The sequence below is a fragment of the Streptomyces sp. NPDC028419 genome, from assembly GCF_055565515.1.
The window spans coordinates 1-14,632 of the sequence record NZ_JBVHUE010000048.1 but is presented as its reverse complement, the minus strand read 5'-3'; the positions used below and the strand labels follow the sequence as shown (position 1 = coordinate 14,632).

Annotated in this window: 13 protein-coding genes; 7 read left to right on the top strand and 6 right to left on the bottom strand. The window is 75.5% G+C overall.

The features are described 5' to 3' along the window. A partial coding sequence (locus ACZ4UB_RS35935) for an MSCRAMM family protein (RefSeq protein ID WP_468076889.1) occupies window positions 1-557 on the top strand: 557 nt, incomplete at its 5' end. A gap of 95 nt (window positions 558-652) precedes the next feature. Here the strand turns inward: ACZ4UB_RS35935 and ACZ4UB_RS35930 are convergent. After that, complete coding sequence (locus ACZ4UB_RS35930; protein WP_468076941.1) at window positions 653-1,723, bottom strand: Dyp-type peroxidase; 1,071 nt, start codon at window positions 1,721-1,723, stop codon at window positions 653-655. 140 nt (window positions 1,724-1,863) lie between these two features. Here ACZ4UB_RS35930 and ACZ4UB_RS35925 point away from each other — a divergent pair, with 140 nt between their 5' ends. Continuing rightward, window positions 1,864-3,174, top strand: a complete 1,311-nt coding sequence (locus tag ACZ4UB_RS35925; RefSeq protein ID WP_468076887.1) for a right-handed parallel beta-helix repeat-containing protein — start codon at window positions 1,864-1,866, stop codon at window positions 3,172-3,174. Here the strand turns inward: ACZ4UB_RS35925 and ACZ4UB_RS35920 are convergent. After that, window positions 3,144-3,863, bottom strand: a complete 720-nt coding sequence (locus tag ACZ4UB_RS35920; RefSeq protein WP_468076885.1) for a hypothetical protein — start codon at window positions 3,861-3,863, stop codon at window positions 3,144-3,146. The two genes, ACZ4UB_RS35925 and ACZ4UB_RS35920, sit on opposite strands and share 31 nt — an antisense overlap. 134 nt (window positions 3,864-3,997) lie before the next feature. Between ACZ4UB_RS35920 and ACZ4UB_RS35915 the strand changes: the two genes are divergently transcribed. Together ACZ4UB_RS35915 and ACZ4UB_RS35910 are read left to right on the top strand one after the other, a co-directional pair. Beyond that, entirely contained in the window at window positions 3,998-4,699 is a 702-nt protein-coding gene (locus tag ACZ4UB_RS35915) for a L,D-transpeptidase family protein (protein WP_468076883.1), read from the top strand. 147 nt (window positions 4,700-4,846) lie between these two features. Beyond that, entirely contained in the window at window positions 4,847-6,079 is a 1,233-nt protein-coding gene (locus tag ACZ4UB_RS35910; protein ID WP_468076881.1) for a cation:proton antiporter domain-containing protein, read from the top strand. On the opposite strand, the gene ACZ4UB_RS35905 is transcribed toward ACZ4UB_RS35910, so the two are convergent. The 3 genes from ACZ4UB_RS35905 to ACZ4UB_RS35895 form a co-directional block, all read right to left on the bottom strand. Continuing rightward, window positions 6,045-7,727, bottom strand: coding sequence for a serine/threonine-protein kinase (locus tag ACZ4UB_RS35905; protein WP_468076879.1), 1,683 nt, complete (start codon window positions 7,725-7,727; stop codon window positions 6,045-6,047). The two genes, ACZ4UB_RS35910 and ACZ4UB_RS35905, sit on opposite strands and share 35 nt — an antisense overlap. A 68-nt stretch (window positions 7,728-7,795) precedes the next feature. Continuing rightward, window positions 7,796-9,268 carry a rifampin monooxygenase gene (rox, locus tag ACZ4UB_RS35900; protein WP_468076877.1) on the bottom strand — a complete coding sequence of 491 codons (1,473 nt, stop codon included), beginning with the start codon at window positions 9,266-9,268 and terminating at the stop codon, window positions 7,796-7,798. 138 nt (window positions 9,269-9,406) lie between these two features. Continuing rightward, complete coding sequence (locus ACZ4UB_RS35895) at window positions 9,407-10,291, bottom strand: MBL fold metallo-hydrolase (RefSeq protein WP_468076875.1); 885 nt, start codon at window positions 10,289-10,291, stop codon at window positions 9,407-9,409. A gap of 146 nt (window positions 10,292-10,437) precedes the next feature. Between ACZ4UB_RS35895 and ACZ4UB_RS35890 the strand changes: the two genes are divergently transcribed. Together ACZ4UB_RS35890 and ACZ4UB_RS35885 are read left to right on the top strand one after the other, a co-directional pair. Then, window positions 10,438-10,875 carry a MarR family winged helix-turn-helix transcriptional regulator gene (locus tag ACZ4UB_RS35890; RefSeq protein ID WP_468076873.1) on the top strand — a complete coding sequence of 146 codons (438 nt, stop codon included), beginning with the start codon at window positions 10,438-10,440 and terminating at the stop codon, window positions 10,873-10,875. A 65-nt stretch (window positions 10,876-10,940) separates the two neighbouring features. After that, window positions 10,941-12,056, top strand: a complete 1,116-nt coding sequence (locus ACZ4UB_RS35885) for an ABC transporter substrate-binding protein (RefSeq protein WP_468076871.1) — start codon at window positions 10,941-10,943, stop codon at window positions 12,054-12,056. A gap of 46 nt (window positions 12,057-12,102) precedes the next feature. Here the strand turns inward: ACZ4UB_RS35885 and ACZ4UB_RS35880 are convergent, their stop codons facing one another. After that, window positions 12,103-13,572 carry an amidase gene (locus ACZ4UB_RS35880; RefSeq protein ID WP_468076869.1) on the bottom strand — a complete coding sequence of 490 codons (1,470 nt, stop codon included), beginning with the start codon at window positions 13,570-13,572 and terminating at the stop codon, window positions 12,103-12,105. A gap of 179 nt (window positions 13,573-13,751) precedes the next feature. Between ACZ4UB_RS35880 and ACZ4UB_RS35875 the strand changes: the two genes are divergently transcribed. Beyond that, window positions 13,752-14,546: an N-formylglutamate amidohydrolase gene (locus ACZ4UB_RS35875; protein WP_468076867.1), complete on the top strand. Its 795-nt coding sequence runs from the start codon at window positions 13,752-13,754 to the stop codon at window positions 14,544-14,546. Window positions 14,547-14,632 lie beyond the last annotated feature (86 nt).

The window sequence follows — 14,632 nt, the reverse complement described above, 5'->3', positions numbered from 1 at the left end:
CGGCCTGCACCACCGGCAGGGACGGCCTCTGCACCCGTACGGGGCTGCCCCTGGGCAGCTACTACTGGCAGGAGACCGCCGCCCCGCACGGCTACCGGCTGCCCGACCCGGCCGTGAGCGGTCCGCACGTGCTCACGGCGCAGGCATCCGACCAGGCGCTGCGCGTCACCCTCACCAACCAGGCCGTACTCGGCGGGATCGAGGTCCTCAAGAAGGACGCCACCACCGGCCGCCCGCTGCGCGGCGCCGTCTTCGAGCTGTGGCAGGAGACCAACGGCCGGCCCGGCCTGCAGACGTCGGGCACCCCCGCGGACACCAAGACGGGCCCGGCCTGCGCGACCGACGCCGCGGGACACTGCGGCTTCGCCGGGCTCGCCCTGGGCACCTACTACCTGCGCGAGACCGCGGTCCCCGAGGGCTACCGGCTCCCGGACCGCCCGGTCAGCGGACCGCACACGCTGACCGTCGACAACGCCGACGCCGGGATCCGGCTCACCCTCACCAACGAGCGGGGCGAGCCGGACAAGGGCAAGGGCGGCAAGCACCCGAAGCACTGACCGCGCGAACGCGCACCGTCCACCTGACCCCGTCCACCGGACCCCGGCCGCAGCCCGCGGCCGGGGTCCGGTGCGTCACCGGGAGGGCCGCCCCGTCACCCCGGGTCCAGGAGCCGTCCCACCGGGGGCACGAGGTACAGGCCCGACCCGAAGGTCTCGGTGAAGGCGCCCAGGGCGTCGGCCGCCGCCAGCCGCCGCTGGACCCGGACGAAGAGCCCTGGGTCGACCAGGTAGGCCAGGAACAGCAGGCCCCGGTCCTGCGGCCCGTTGTCGTAGGTGTACCCGCGGCGCAGCATCCGGGCCCCGGCGTCGTACCGCGAGTGCGCGAGCCGGACGTGGGAGTTGGCCGGGAGCACGTACCGCCCCTCGGGGGTCTTCGCGAACAGGTCGACCTCCTGGCGTTCCGGTCCGCCGCCCAGCGGCCCCCCGCTCTCCCGGCGGCGCCCGATGACCTGCTCCTGCCGCGCGACCGGCAGCTCCAGGAACCGCTCCACCCTCAGCCGGATCCGGCGCAGGACGAGGTAGCAGCCGCCCGCGTACGGCCCCCCGGCGATCCACACGGAACGCTCGGCCTCCCGGGCGTCCGGGTTCGCGGTGCCGTCCTTGAAGCCGAGGAGGTTGCGCGGGGCCTCGCCGGGGGCGGCCGCGGGGACGCTCCCCGCCTGGCGCCAGCGCGGCCGCAGCGCGGGGCCCGCCGCCGCGTCCAGGACGCGGCCCAGCCGGGCGCAGTCCCCCGGGGCGGGGGCGCAGACCTGCACCAGGACGTCACCGCCGCCCGCCGTCGGATCGAGACGGTCGCCCGCGAAGGCCGGCAGCTCCAGCGGCCCCGGCGGCGCGGGGGCACCGACCGCGGCGTACGCGCGGGGGCCCAGCGCGATCGTGGCGGTGCGCGCGGGACCGGTGTTCACGCCCTCGTGGGCGAACAACCGGGCCCAGCGGGCCGCCGCGGCGCCGACCGCGGCAGCGGGCGCGGAGCCGGGCGCGGCGTCGTAAGAGAGCAACAGCACGTGCCGGGGCTGGGGATCGGTGATCCCGCGCTGCCGGCCGGGGGCGGCGCGGGCCGGCCCCGGGCGACCGGACGCGGACGCGGGGGAGGGGGAGGGGGAGGGGGAGGGGGAGGGGGAGGCGCGGGGGGCGGCCGGTCCGCAACCGCCGAGCGCGAGCACGGACGTACCGACGAGACCGGCGGCGCCCACGGCACCGACCACACCGCGACGACTGGGCAAGACCACGACTGCGCCCCCGAGTTATCTGACAAATGGGTGGAAATGGCGTCCTGGGCATCCGGGACGATACACCTCTTCCCATGCGATCCCGCCTGCGTGCCTTCCTCGCCGCCGCCACCGCCGTGACCGTCCTGGCGGCGGCCGCCGCCTGCACCGCGCCCACCGACGACGCCCCCGGCGATCCCGGCCCCGGCGCCCCGCGCGTGCTGCGCGTCCCGGCCCGGTTCCCGACCCTCCAACAGGCCGTGGACCGGGCCCGCCCCGGCGATCTGGTCCTGGTCGCCCCGGGCGTCTACCACGAGAGCGTCACCCTCTCCACGCCCCGCGTCGTCCTGCGGGGAGCCGACCGGGCCGGCACGGTGATCGACGGCGAGTTCCGGCGCGCCAACGGGATCACGGTGACCGGCGCGGGATCCGCCGTCGAGAACCTGACCGTCAGGAACCACCTGGCGAACGGCCTGTTGATCACCGGAGTCACCGACACCGCCCGACAGACCGGCGCCGGCGGCGGCAAGCACTACGAGCGGCTGGACACCCGCGTCCACCCGCCGCTGCGGGGCTTTCGCGCCGCGTACGTCACCGCGCACAACAACGCCCTCTACGGGATCTACGCCTTCGACGCGAGCGACGGCGTCATCGAGCACTCCTACGCCTCCGGACACGCGGACTCGGGGATCTACGTCGGCCAGTGCTCGCCCTGTCGGACCGTCGTCCGCGACAACACCGTCGAGCACAACGCGGTCGGACTCGAAGTCACCAACGCCTCGCAGGACCTGTACTTCCTGGGCAACCGCTCCCGGCGCAACCGGGTCGGGGCGGCCGTGAACTCCAACGACCTGGAGTCCCTCGCCCCGCAGCACGGAGCCGTCTTCGCCGGGAACGCGCTCACCGACAACAACGACGCGGCCAGCCCGGAACAGGCGGACGGCGGCTTCGGCATCGGGATCGGCATCGGCGGAGGCCGCGACAACGTCCTGGAACGCAACCTGATCGCCGGCAACCGGCACGCGGGCGTCCTGCTCACCGACGTCCTCGGCTACCCCGTCACCGGGAACAGGGCCAGCGCCAACCGGGCCACCGGCAACGGCACCGACCTCGTCCTGACCGCGCCGGCCGCCGCCGGGAACTGCTTCGCCGGGAACGGCGAGGCGACCACCTCCCCCGAGGACCTGGCCACCGCCGCCCCGTGCGGCGCACCCGCCGGGCCGCTGTCCCCGGGCGCCCGGTCCGCCGCCCCCACGGCCCCGCCCGGTCTGTCGTTCCGGCGGGTGCCCGCGCCCGCGGCGCAGCCCCCGATGCCCGGCGCGACCACCGCGCCCGCGGGCCCGGCGGCGGCCATGCCGGTCCCGGACCCGGCGCGCTACCCGCTGCCGGCCCCGGCCGGAGGCTGAGGGACGGCGGGGGCCGCGGGGGCGGCGACCGTTGCGGTGAAGTCCACCGTCGCCGCCGGCCCCTCACCGGAGAGCCGGGCCTCGACCCGGCGCAGCGTTCCCGCGGCGCCGACCCAGTACGTCAGGGGCGAAGCCCCCGCCCCCTCGTGGCGCGGCGGCCGGGGCCCCGCGAAGACGGCGAACGGCCCCTCCTCGCGCTCGGCCCCCGGCAGCCGGCGCCGACCGAGCCACTGGGCACCGGACTGCGCGAGCAACTGCGCGTTCTCCGGCCGGTCGTGCCCGAGCTGGAGGGTCAGCCGGAGCGCCCGGTCCAGCGGGTCCCGCGTGTAGGCCCGCCGGGACCAGCGGCGGGGACCTCCGGCCGGGTCCACGGACACGCTCCCGTCGTCCCAGGCCAGGGCCCCGCCGACGCCCGGCCGCCCGGGCACGGAGAAGGTGCCCGTGGCCCGGCGCGTGCGGTAGTCGACGACCGCCCGCACGACGGTGACGCCGGCCGGGCCGGGGACCCGTACGGTCATCCCGGCCGGGCTGGACTCGTACGCCGACAGCCGCACCAGGGCCAGCAGCTGGGCCTCCTCCTGGCTGACCGGGCGGGACTCCCCGCCGCCGTCGCTGCCGCCGCCGCATCCCGTCAGGAGGGCCAGTGCCGCTGCCAGCGGCACGCACAGGAACCGCACGCGTGTGGACACCCCATCACCCCACCACCGCGGACCCGGATGGCCCCGCACCACGGCACGCGACACGGCCGGACGTGCTCGAATGCCTTGAAAAGGGTCATCGATTCGCCGGCGCGCCGCGCGGGGCGCACGGCTGGAGGCTGCACATGGCCGCACCACGGCAGAGCCGGCGCACACGGAGCCTGCTGGCCCCGACAGCCCTCGCCCTCGCCGCCGCCCTCGCCCTGGGCCCGACCTCCCCGGCCGCCGCCGCCCCCGCTCCCTGCACCGCGGACACCGGCCCCTACCAGTGGGAGATGGAGCAGTACCTGCGACTGCCCGCCGACGGCCGCCAGAGCCCGGCCGACTGCGAGGCCATCCGCGCCTTCCAACAGCGCCAGCGCCTCGCGCCCGCCGACGGCAGCGCGAATCTGGCGACCTACCGCACCACCCTGGTCGTCGAGGAGCGCCGCCGGCCCAACCGGGACGGGAAGTGCCCGGCGCGCGCCCGTACCGTGGTCTGCGTCGACCTCACCCGGCAGCTGTTGTGGGTGCAGTACGACGGCAGCCCGGTCTACGAGGCCGTCCCGGTCCGCACGGGCAGGTGGGGCCAGCAGACCCGCGACGGCTGGCACGAGATCACCGACCGCGTCATCGACGAGACCTCCAGCCTCTACGACGACGCCCCCATGCCGTACGCGCAGTACTTCTCCGGCGGCCAGGCCCTGCACGGCGTGTACGGCGACCTCTTCAACGGCGGCGGCTCGGCCGGCTGCATCAACCTCCGCCTCGCGGACGCCGAACGGCTCTGGAACACCACCGCCACCGGCGACGCCGTCTTCGTCTGGGGCCGCAAACCGGCCACCTAGATCATCTCTTTCGGGTGGTCGCCGGCGGCCGAACGGGTCAATCGGGTGGGTGCCGTGGTCGAGCGCGGCCCCGGACGGGCCATCGTGGGCCGGTCCGGCTCACGGGCGGGCCCGGCGGTCCGCCGGTCTTCTCCCGTGCGAGGGTTCATGGCGGCGTTCCTCATCGTGGCGTGCCTGCTGTTCGCGTGGTCCGTGACCGCGGAACGGCTCGCCCGGTGGAGCGTGACGGCTCCCCTCGCCTTCGCGTTCGCGGGCGCGTTCCTCAACAGCGGCGAGGCCCCGTGGGTCCAGGAGAACCTGAGCCACCACGGCTTCCAACGGGGCGTCGAGGTGGTCCTCGCCCTGCTGCTGTTCCTGGACGCCTGTGAATCCACCGAGTACCACCGCCTGAAGACCACGGCGGGCGAGTGGCGCCTGCTCGCGATCGCCCTGCCCCTCACCATCGGCACGGCCACGTTCCTGGGAGCCGCGCTGTTCCCGGACAGGGGGTGGTGGCTGCTGCTCGTCACCGCACTCGTGGTGATGCCCATCGACCTCGCGCCCATCTCGACGCTCCTCGCCGACGAACGCGTACCGCTGAGGGTCCGCGCCGCCCTCAATGTGGAGGGCGGTCTGAACGACGGGCTGATCTCGCCCCTGTTCGTCTTCGCCGTCGCCCACGTCACCGCGGCCGGCAACAGCGGTGTGGGGGCGCTCGTGTGGCGGGTGGTGCGCGAGTCCGCGACGGCCGTCCTGGTCGGCGCCCTGTTGGGAGCGGGAGCCGCCTGGCTGGTCAGGCGCGCCCTCGCGGTGCGGTGGGCGACCCCGAAGAGCCTGCGCCTGGCCACGCTGGCGGTCCCGTTCCTCGTCTACACGTCGGCCGTGCTCGCCCACGGCAACGGATTCGTCGCGGCCTTCGTCTCCGGCGTCTGTTACGCCCCGGCCGCCCGCGCGCTCGGCCACGCCAACCTCTCCCTCGTCCACCACGTCGGGCAGGTGCTCGCCTTCGCGGTCTGGTTCGTCCTCGGCGGCCTGACGATCGACCAGTTCGCCGACGGGATCGGGGCGGCCGAGCTGGGCTACGCCCTGCTGGCCCTCACCGTGGCCCGGTTCCTGCCCGTCATGCTGTCCCTGACCGGAACCGTGTTGACGGGGCCCGAGCGCGCGGCCGTCGGCTGGTTCGGGTCCCGGGGTGTGACCTCGATCGTGTTCGCCACCCTGGCGGCCGGACAACTACCCTCCAAAGAGGGCGACTTCGTCGTCACCGCGATGTGCGCGACCGTCCTGCTGAGCGTGCTCCTGCACGGGTTGTCCGTGCGCCCGATCGCGCTCGCCTTCGCGCGCGCGGCGGCCGGGAGCCGGGCCGTCAGCAGGGGGACGAAGGGCCCTTCTGGCGCGTGAGGTTGGCGTTGGCCATCCAGCCCGCGCTGGTCGAGCCGTCCACCCGGACGTACGTCCACTTGTCGCCGTCTGCGTTCACCACGTAACAGAAGTAGCGCAGCTTCGTGCCGCTCTTGGCGAGGGAGAGGTCGGTGCACCGCGCGTACGGGCCCGTTTCGAGGTGGAAGTCGCCGGCCGTGTAGCCGTAAGTGCCCGGCTTCGGGTCCTTGTGGCTCCAGCCGGCGCAACTGGTGGACGCGGGGCCGGGTTTGGTCGTCGTCGGGGACGGGGTGCGGCGTGGGGAGGCGCTGGCCGACGGCTTCTTCTTCGAGCTCCGGGTGGGGGAGACGCTCGGGGTGGCCGCGGGATCCGTCGCCGTGCCCGCATCCGACACGCCCGTCGTGGGGGAGGGGCCGGCGCCCCCCGCCGCCCGTCCGCCGCCGTGCCCCGCGGACAGCGCGTAGGCCACGCCGCCGGCGCCGAGCACGGCGACGGCCGCGAAGACCGTCACCGTACGGGTGCGGCGCCGGGCCCGCGCGGCGTCCGCGGGGGTGTGCCGCGTACCGGTCGGCGGCCGGCCGGGCGCGGGGTGCCCCGGCGCCGGGTGCCCGGCGTGCGAGGGCGGTGCGTACGACGGCTGGGCGTACGAGGGCTGCGGATGTGCGGGCTGCGGGTACGTCGGTGCGGGGTGCGGGGGCGCGTACGGCCGGGGGTGGGGCTCGTCGAGGGCCGGCGGCGGGCCGAAGGTGCCGGTGGCGGGAGCCGGCGCGCCGACGGGCGGGGGCACGGCGGCGGGCCCGGGGTGCGCCGGCCGGCCGGCCGCCACCTCGTCGAGCATCGCGCCGGCCTGGGCGGCGGTCGGCCGCCGCGCCGGGTCCTTCGCCATCAGCGCCCGCAGCACCGGCATCAGCGGCCCCGCCCGCCGCGGCTCGGGCAGCGGTTCGCCGACGATCGCCGAGAGCGTCGACCACGCGGAGGTGCGGCGGAAGGCGACGGTGCCCTCCACCGCCGCGTACAGGGTCATGCCCAGTGACCAGATGTCCGCCGGGGGGCCGGGCTCCTGGCCCTGGGCGCGCTCGGGCGGCAGGTAGTCGAGGGAGCCGATGATCTGGCCGCTGCGGGTCAGCTTGGACGCGGCCTCGTCGTCGGTGGCGTCCATCGTGGCGATGCCGAAGTCCGTGAGCACCACCCGGCCGCCGCGCTCCAGCAGCACGTTCCCCGGCTTCACGTCCCGGTGCAGCACGCCCGCCCGGTGCGCGGCGTCCAGGGCCCGCATCAGCTCGGCCCCGATCGCCGCCGCCTCGCGCGGATCCAGCGGGCCGCGTTCGGTGAGCACGTCGTCGAGGGACGGGCCGTCGACGAGTTCCATCACGATGACCGGCAGCCCCTGGTCCTGCGTGACGTCGTGCACGGTGACCACGCCGGCGTGCCGGATCCGGGCCGCGGCCCGCGCCTCCCGCTGCATCCGGGTCCGCAGATCGGCCAGTTCCGGCCCGCTGGCGTCGGTGTAGGCCCGCAGGATCTTGACGGCGACCTCACGGCCCAGCAGCTCGTCCAGCGCGCGGGCGACCACGCCCATGCCGCCGCGGCCGACCATCGCGGTCACCCGGTACCGGCCTCCCAGCAGCCTGCCGACCAGCTCGTTGTCGTTCGCTTCCCCCGTCGGCACCGCACGCCCCGTTCACCACCGCTCGTCGAACGGCCCCTGCCGCTCTCTGCCGCGGACAAGAGTAGACGCTACGACGCCCCCTCACCCGGCGCCGTGGCGGGCCCGCCGGCCGCGGCTCCGAACCACGCGGGCAGGTGGTCCAGCAGGTCCCGCTGGTCGTCGCCCACCCACGCCACATGGCCGTCCGGCCGCAGCAGGGCCGCGGGCGCACCCCCTTCCCCGTCGAGGTCGAGGCCGTGGTCGACGACGTGGTCGACGCGGTCCGCCCAGCCGGCCACCGAGAGCCGCCCGGTCCGGTCGAGCAGCAGCCCGCGCCCCGCGTGCATCAGCTCGTAGAGGCGGCCGCGCCCCAGCGGCACGTCGCGCATCCGGCGGCCGACGAGTGCGTGGCCCCCGCCGAGGTCGTAGGCGACGTCGACCGCGGTGATCATCCCCGTCACGTACCGGTTCACCTCCTCGAAGTCCATCAGCGCGGAGAACAGCCCGCGCAGCGCGGTCGCCCCCGGGTCGCTCCCCAACAGGGTCATCTGCGCACGGGTGTTGTCGAGGACGCGGGCCGCCACCGGGTGCCGTTCCGCGTGGTAGCTGTCCAGGAGCCCCTCCGGGGCCCAGCCGTCGACGGCCGCGGCCAGCTTCCAGCCGAGGTTGAAGGCGTCCTGCACGCCGAGGTTCATGCCCTGCCCGCCGGTCGGCGGGTGGACGTGCGCCGCGTCGCCGGCCAGCAGCACCCGGCCGACCCGGTACCGCTCGGCCTGCCGGGTGGCGTCGCCGAACCGGGACAGCCAACGCGGCGCGCGCACGCCGAAGTCGGTGCCCGCCACCGCCCGCAGCCGACGCCGGAAGTCCTCCAGGGTCGGCGCGGCCGTCCGGTCCTCGGACACCCCGTCGGCGGGCACGACGACGCGGTGCGTCCCGTCCTCGTTGGGGGAGACGCCGAAGCGCAGCTGGGTCCTGCGGACCTCCTGGACGACGGCGCCGATCGTGGCCGGATCGGCCGTCACCTCCATGTCGCCGATCAACGTCTCGACCGTGGCGGGCACCCCGGGGAAACCGACGCCGAGCAGGGCGCGCACGGTGCTGCGGCCGCCGTCGCACCCCACGAGGTAGCGCGCGCGCAGGTGCGTGCCGTCCGCCAGCTCGACGGACACCCCGTCCTCGTCCTGATCGAGCCCGACGACCTCGCATCCGCGCCGGATCTCGGTGCCGAGTTCGCGGGCCCGCTCGTCGAGCAGCCGCTCGGTGACCGGCTGCGGGACCCCGATTCCGTACGGGTGCGCCGTGTCGAGCCGCTCCGGCCAGGCCTTGACGACGCCGCCGAACAATCCGCCGACGCTGAACTTCTCGCCGACCGCGAGGAAGCGGTCCAGCAGACCGCGCTGGTCCATCAACTCGACGCTGCGCGCGTGCAGGCCCTGCCCGCGCGACTCCCCGGTCGGCTCGGTCAGCTTCTCCACCACCAGTACGCGCACCCCGTGCAGCCGCAATTCGGCGGCCAGCATCAAGCCGGTCGGTCCGCCGCCGACCACGATCACGTCTCTCATCGCAATCCCCGTTTCTGCAGGTCCTGGCCTTGGTCGGCCATTTTGCGACGGAGGTGGGGCCTTGCCGCAAGCCCCCTGGTGCGCTATACCTTGGGGAGGGCGAGGAGTTGAACTCCTCGCCTTCGTCGTGCCCGGGGCTCAAGCATCCACGGGCTGCCAGGCCGGGCCGTCCCCTTCGCGCGGGACGCGCCCGAAGACCACGTCCGCCAGGTGGACGCCGAAACCGATCGTGTCGGGCTCCGCCAGCTCGGCGACGAGGCGGTGGCGGTGGTCGGCGGTGCGCACCGGGTCGTGGTCGAAGGCCGCGGACCAGTCGGGGCGGTCGATCTGGATCGGCGAGTGCAGGGCGTCGCCGAAGGCGATCAGCCGTCGCCCGCCGCCGGTGATGACGTACTCCGCGTGCCCGACCGTGTGTCCGGGGACGATCCTCACGTGCACGCCGGGGAAGACCTCCTGGCCGTCCTCGACCGTGCGCACGCGCGGGGCGAGGGCCGCGACCTGATCGGCCATGCCCTGGTCCGCGAGGAGGTCCCGCCCGGCCCACTCCGGCGCGGAGACCAGGTACTCGGCGCCGGTGAACACGGGCAGGTCGCTGCCGGGGACCCGGTGGCAGGCCCAGCCGAGGTGGTCGGAGTGCAGATGGGTGAAGGCCACGGCTTCGATGTCCGACGGAGCGCGGCCCAGTTCGGCCAACCGGTCCAGGAGCTCACCGCCCCGGATCCGGGCGATGGGGCCCTGCGGCACCTCCTGCTCCTGCGGGCCGAAGCCCGCGTCGATGAGCAGCGCCCGACCGCCGTGTTCCACGAGCAGGGCGCCGACGCTCCCGACGAGGTGGCCCGTGGGGTCCAGGTACTCGGGGTGGGCGTCCCACACCTCGGCCGTGGTGTCCCCGAGCAGTTCGAGCGGCCGCACCAGTACGGCGCCGTCCGGCACGTACGACACCTTCGTGTCCCCCAGCCGGAGGGAACGGATGCGCGACGGTCGGTTCAGTCGGCCGGCTCGTACCACGGTCGTCTCGGTCATGAAGTCTCTCCTGGTGCTCGCCCGGTGGTCCGGGTGGTGGGGTCGGCCGCCCCGTGATGTCGGGGCGACGGCGCAACCATAAGCATCAAGTTTGAATCATTCAAGCTGTAATTATGTTGCCTTGATGGACTTGCTAGGCTGGCGGCATGACGACGTACCGCGAACCCGAGGTCAGCGCCGAGCGGCAGCTGTGCGGCCTGGTGAACGGGCTCGCGCAGCGGATCGCCGAGCACGTGCGGGCGTGTGCGGGCACCCTGGGCCTGACCGCCTCCCAGGCGGCCGCGCTGCGGGAGATGAGCGGGCCGATGACCATGCGGGAGCTGGCGGAACGCATGTGCTGCGAGCCCTCCAACACCACCTTCGTCGTCGACAAGCTGGAAAAGCAGGAGCTGATCGAGCGCCACCCGCACCCCACCGACCGCAGGGCCAAGCACCTCGTGCTCACGGCCTCGGGCACCGCGCTGCGGGCCCGGCTGCAGGAACTCCTCGCCGTGGACTCCCCGCTCGCCGGGCTCACCCCGCAACAGCAGCGGGTCCTCCACGGCCTGCTGGAGCAGGTCGTCACCGCAGGGGGCAGGTGCTAGACAAGGGCCCGGCACGGCGATCACGGCAGGGAACGACGAGAACGGCACACGGGGGAAGTCCAGGCATGAGCGCAACGGCATCGCGACACGGAGAGGGGCGGGCCGACGCGTCGTCGCCCGTCAGGATCGGCGCGCTCGCGCCGCTGACCCGGCCCGGCTGGGTCGAGGCGGGCCGGCACCTCCTCGCCGGACTGGAGCTGGGCGTCCGCGAAGCGAACGACGGGGGCGGGATCGCCGGCAGGCCCCTCGAACTGGTGGTCCGGGACACCGCCGCCGACCCCCAGCGGGCCGTGGCGGCCGTGGACGAGCTGGCCGCGCTGGGCGTGGCCGCCGTCGCGGGGGAGTACCACAGCGTCGTCGCCCGCGCCGCCGCCGCCCGGGCGGACGCCCTCGGCCTGCCGTTCCTGTGCTCGTCGGCGGTGCTCGACGCGCTCACCGAAGGGCCGACGGACCGGGTCGCGCGCCTCGCTCCGCCGCAGTCCCGCGGCTGGCGGCTCTACGCGGACTTCCTCCTCGACGCGGGACACCGGCGCATCGCCGTGGCGACCCAGCCGAGCGTCTACTGGGCGTCCGGGGCCCGCATCCTGCGGGAGCACCTCGCGCCGCGCGGCGGCGCCGTCGTCGAACTGGACGCGGGTGGGCTCACCCCCGAGGCGGTGTGCGACGCGCTCGCCGCCGAGCGGGCCACGGCCCTCCTGTTGCTGGTCGGAGTGCCGGATCCGGCCACGGCGATCGTCCGGGCCGTCCGCCGGGACGCGCGACTCGGCGAGGTCCTGATCGGCGCTCCGGCCGGGCAGCCGGAGTTCGCGGGCTGGGCGGCGCGGCTGGGCGACGACGGAGCCGCGGTCCCGTTCCTGCGCTACCTGCCCGAGCACCTCGGCCCGCTCGGGGCACGGGTCGAGCGGGCCCTGCGCGAGCGGCTGGGCGAAGCGCCCTCCTTCGTCGCCTTCGAGGGCTACGACACGATCGCCGTCCTCGCCGACGTGCTGCGCTCCCACGGCACGGACCGCACGCGCACCGCCGCGGCGTGGCCGCACGTGGCGGTGGAGGGCACCCGCGGGAAGATCGGCTTCTCCCGGCTGCCGGGCATCGGCGTCTGGCAGTGGGACGGCCCGCCGGTCCAGGTCGTCGACCGGGATCCGGCGGAGCCCGGCCGCTTCCGGATCCTGCACACCGGCTGAGCGGACGGCGCAAGCGGGCCCCGGAGCGGCGCGTCCGGGGCGCCGGTCACGCGAGCGGCAGCTCCGGGCGCCCTGCCGCCCACGGACGGACCGCCTCCAACTGCGCCGCGACCCGCAGCACGCTCACCTCGTCGTCGCGCCGGCCCACCAACTGCACGGCGAGCGGCAGCCCGTCCCTGCCCCGGCCCGCCGGAAGGGAGGCGGCCGGGTGGCCGGTGACGTTCCACAGCGCCGTGTAGGCGATCATCGGTCGCGCCCGGACGAGCGCGGTCAGCAGCCCCGCCCCGTCCAGCGCGCCGACCGGGCGCGGGCGCCCGGCGATGGTCGGGGTCAGCAGCAGGTCCATGGTGGTGAACATCCGGTCGGCGCGCGCCGCCAGCCGCTCGCCCGCCCGGATCCCGCGCTCCACGGCGGACTCCGGGACCGCCCGGGCCAGCGCCAGGACGTGCCGGGTGCGCCGCTCCAGCAGCTCCGGACGCTCGACGGCGGCGGCCTCCGCCCGTACGCCGCCGCAGAACTGGGCGACGAACGGGGCCGTGGCGTCCGGGTAGCGGGGGCGCACTTCCCGTACGTCGTGGCCCAGTTCGCGCAGGGCCCGTACGGTCTCCAGCAGGGCCGAGACGTGTTCCGGATCCGGTCGCACACCGGGCACGGCGGGCGTTGCGCTGTAGCCGATGCGCAGCCGGCCGGGCGCGGTGTCCAGCTCCCGCAGCCAGCCGGTGGCGGCGGGCCGGGCGCTCCAGCGGTCGGTGGGGGTCGCGCCGGCGAGCACGTCGTAGAGCAGGGCGGTGTCGCGCACGGTGCGGGTCAGCGGGCCCACCGTACCGAGGGCGTACCAGAGGTGCGGGTGCGGAGCGGTGGAGACCCGGCCGCGCTGCGGTTTGAGGCCGAACAGCCCGCAGCAGGCGGCCGGGATGCGGATGGAGCCGCCGCCGTCACCTCCGAGGGCCGCGCCGACGAGCCCGGCCGCGACGGCCGCGGCGCTGCCGCCGCTGGACCCGCCGGGGGTGCGGGTGGTGTCCCAGGGGTTGCGGGCGTGCCCGTGGGCGGCGGATTCGGTGAAGGGCCACTGGCCGAACTCGGGCATCGTCGTCTTGCCGATCACGACGGCCCCGGCGGCGCGCAGGCGGCGTACGGCCTCGCAATCGGCCGCGACGGGCGTGCGGTTGGCGGCGCCACCGAAGCCGGTGACCTGCCCGGCGACGTCCAACTCGTCCTTGACGGCGACGGGTACGCCGTGGAGCGGGCCGTCCCCGCGCCGCGCGTCGCGGGCGTCCGCCTCGGCCAGGGCCCGCTCGGCGAGGACGACGCGGAAGGCGCCGAGGGTGGGGCCGTGGCGCGCGATGCGGCGCAGCGACGCTTCGACGAGGGCCCGGGAGGTGACCTTGCCGGCGCGTACGAGCTCGGCCTGGCGCTCGACCCCCTGGAACATCAACTCGGCGTCTTCTCGGTCCTGTTGTCCGACCGGGTCCCCGTCCCGCTCCCCGCCCTGCGCGCCGTTCGAGCCCACGCCCATGGCCGCCACCCCTTTCCCCTACCTACGAGTAACTCCGGGTAAGGCTGGTGCCCCGCCGGGCGCACGTCAAGCACCGCCCACGGCGCGGGTGCCAGGGGCGCTGCCAGGAGCGGGAGTTACCATGCCACCCGATGTGCCCGAGTGCCCCGAACACGCCGCCTCCCGCCGAGGAACCCCGCATGCAGCACACGCCCGACGCCCCCTTCCAGCTCCTCCCCGGCGCCGCCGCTTCGCCGGTCGTCCTGCACGTGCCGCACTCCTCGCGCGTCGTGCCCGCCTCCGTCCGCGCCGACATCGTGCTGGACGACGGCGCGTTGGAGCGGGAGTTGGACCACATCACCGATTCCCACACCGCCGAGATCGCCGCGGCCGCGGCGGCCCTCTGCGACCCCACCCCGTGGCGGTTCGTGGGCGGCCTGTCCCGGCTGGTCATCGACCCCGAGCGGTTCCCCGACGAGCGCGAGGAGATGCTGTCCGTGGGCATGGGCGCGGTGTACACGCGGACCACCCACCGGGAGGCCCTGCGCCCGGACGGGTTCGACGGGACGCCGTTGGTCGACCGCTACTTCCACCCCTACGCCCGGGCGATGACGCAGGCCGTGCGGGACCGTGTGGAGGCGGTCGGGCGGGCCGTGATCATCGACGTGCACTCCTACCCGAGCGCGCCCCTCCCCTACGAACTCCACGGCGCGGGGGACCGACCGCCGATCTGCCTGGGCACGGACCCCTTCCACACCCCCGCCGGGCTGCTCGCCGAGGCCGAGGAGGCCTTCGCGGGCTTCGGCGGCACGGGACTCGACAGCCCCTTCGCCGGCACCTACGTACCGCTGGAGCACTACGGCAAGGACGCCCGGGTCGAGGCACTGATGGTGGAGATCCGGCGGGACGTCTACATGGCCGAGCCGGGCGGCCCCGCCGGTCCCGGCCTCGAAGCGCTCGCGGCAGCCCTGGCGCGCCTCGTCGACGCCCTGTGACCGCGGGGGGGGGGGGCGGGGGGGGGGGGGGGGCGGGGGGGGGGGGGGGGGGGTTGGGGGGGTTGAAACGGGTGGGGTTTCTCCCC

What these genes read in the sequence shown, in the direction of transcription:
- ACZ4UB_RS35925 (WP_468076887.1), top strand. Translation starts at nt 1,864, where the DNA reads ATGCGATCCCGCCTGCGTGCCTTCCTCGCCGCCGCCACCGCCGTGACC.
- ACZ4UB_RS35915 (WP_468076883.1), top strand. Translation starts at nt 3,998, where the DNA reads ATGGCCGCACCACGGCAGAGCCGGCGCACACGGAGCCTGCTGGCCCCG.
- ACZ4UB_RS35910 (WP_468076881.1), top strand. Translation starts at nt 4,847, where the DNA reads ATGGCGGCGTTCCTCATCGTGGCGTGCCTGCTGTTCGCGTGGTCCGTG.
- rox (WP_468076877.1), bottom strand. Translation starts at nt 9,268, where the DNA reads ATGAGAGACGTGATCGTGGTCGGCGGCGGACCGACCGGCTTGATGCTG.
- ACZ4UB_RS35895 (WP_468076875.1), bottom strand. Translation starts at nt 10,291, where the DNA reads ATGACCGAGACGACCGTGGTACGAGCCGGCCGACTGAACCGACCGTCG.
- ACZ4UB_RS35890 (WP_468076873.1), top strand. Translation starts at nt 10,438, where the DNA reads ATGACGACGTACCGCGAACCCGAGGTCAGCGCCGAGCGGCAGCTGTGC.
- ACZ4UB_RS35885 (WP_468076871.1), top strand. Translation starts at nt 10,941, where the DNA reads ATGAGCGCAACGGCATCGCGACACGGAGAGGGGCGGGCCGACGCGTCG.
- ACZ4UB_RS35880 (WP_468076869.1), bottom strand. Translation starts at nt 13,572, where the DNA reads ATGGGCGTGGGCTCGAACGGCGCGCAGGGCGGGGAGCGGGACGGGGAC.
- ACZ4UB_RS35875 (WP_468076867.1), top strand. Translation starts at nt 13,752, where the DNA reads ATGCAGCACACGCCCGACGCCCCCTTCCAGCTCCTCCCCGGCGCCGCC.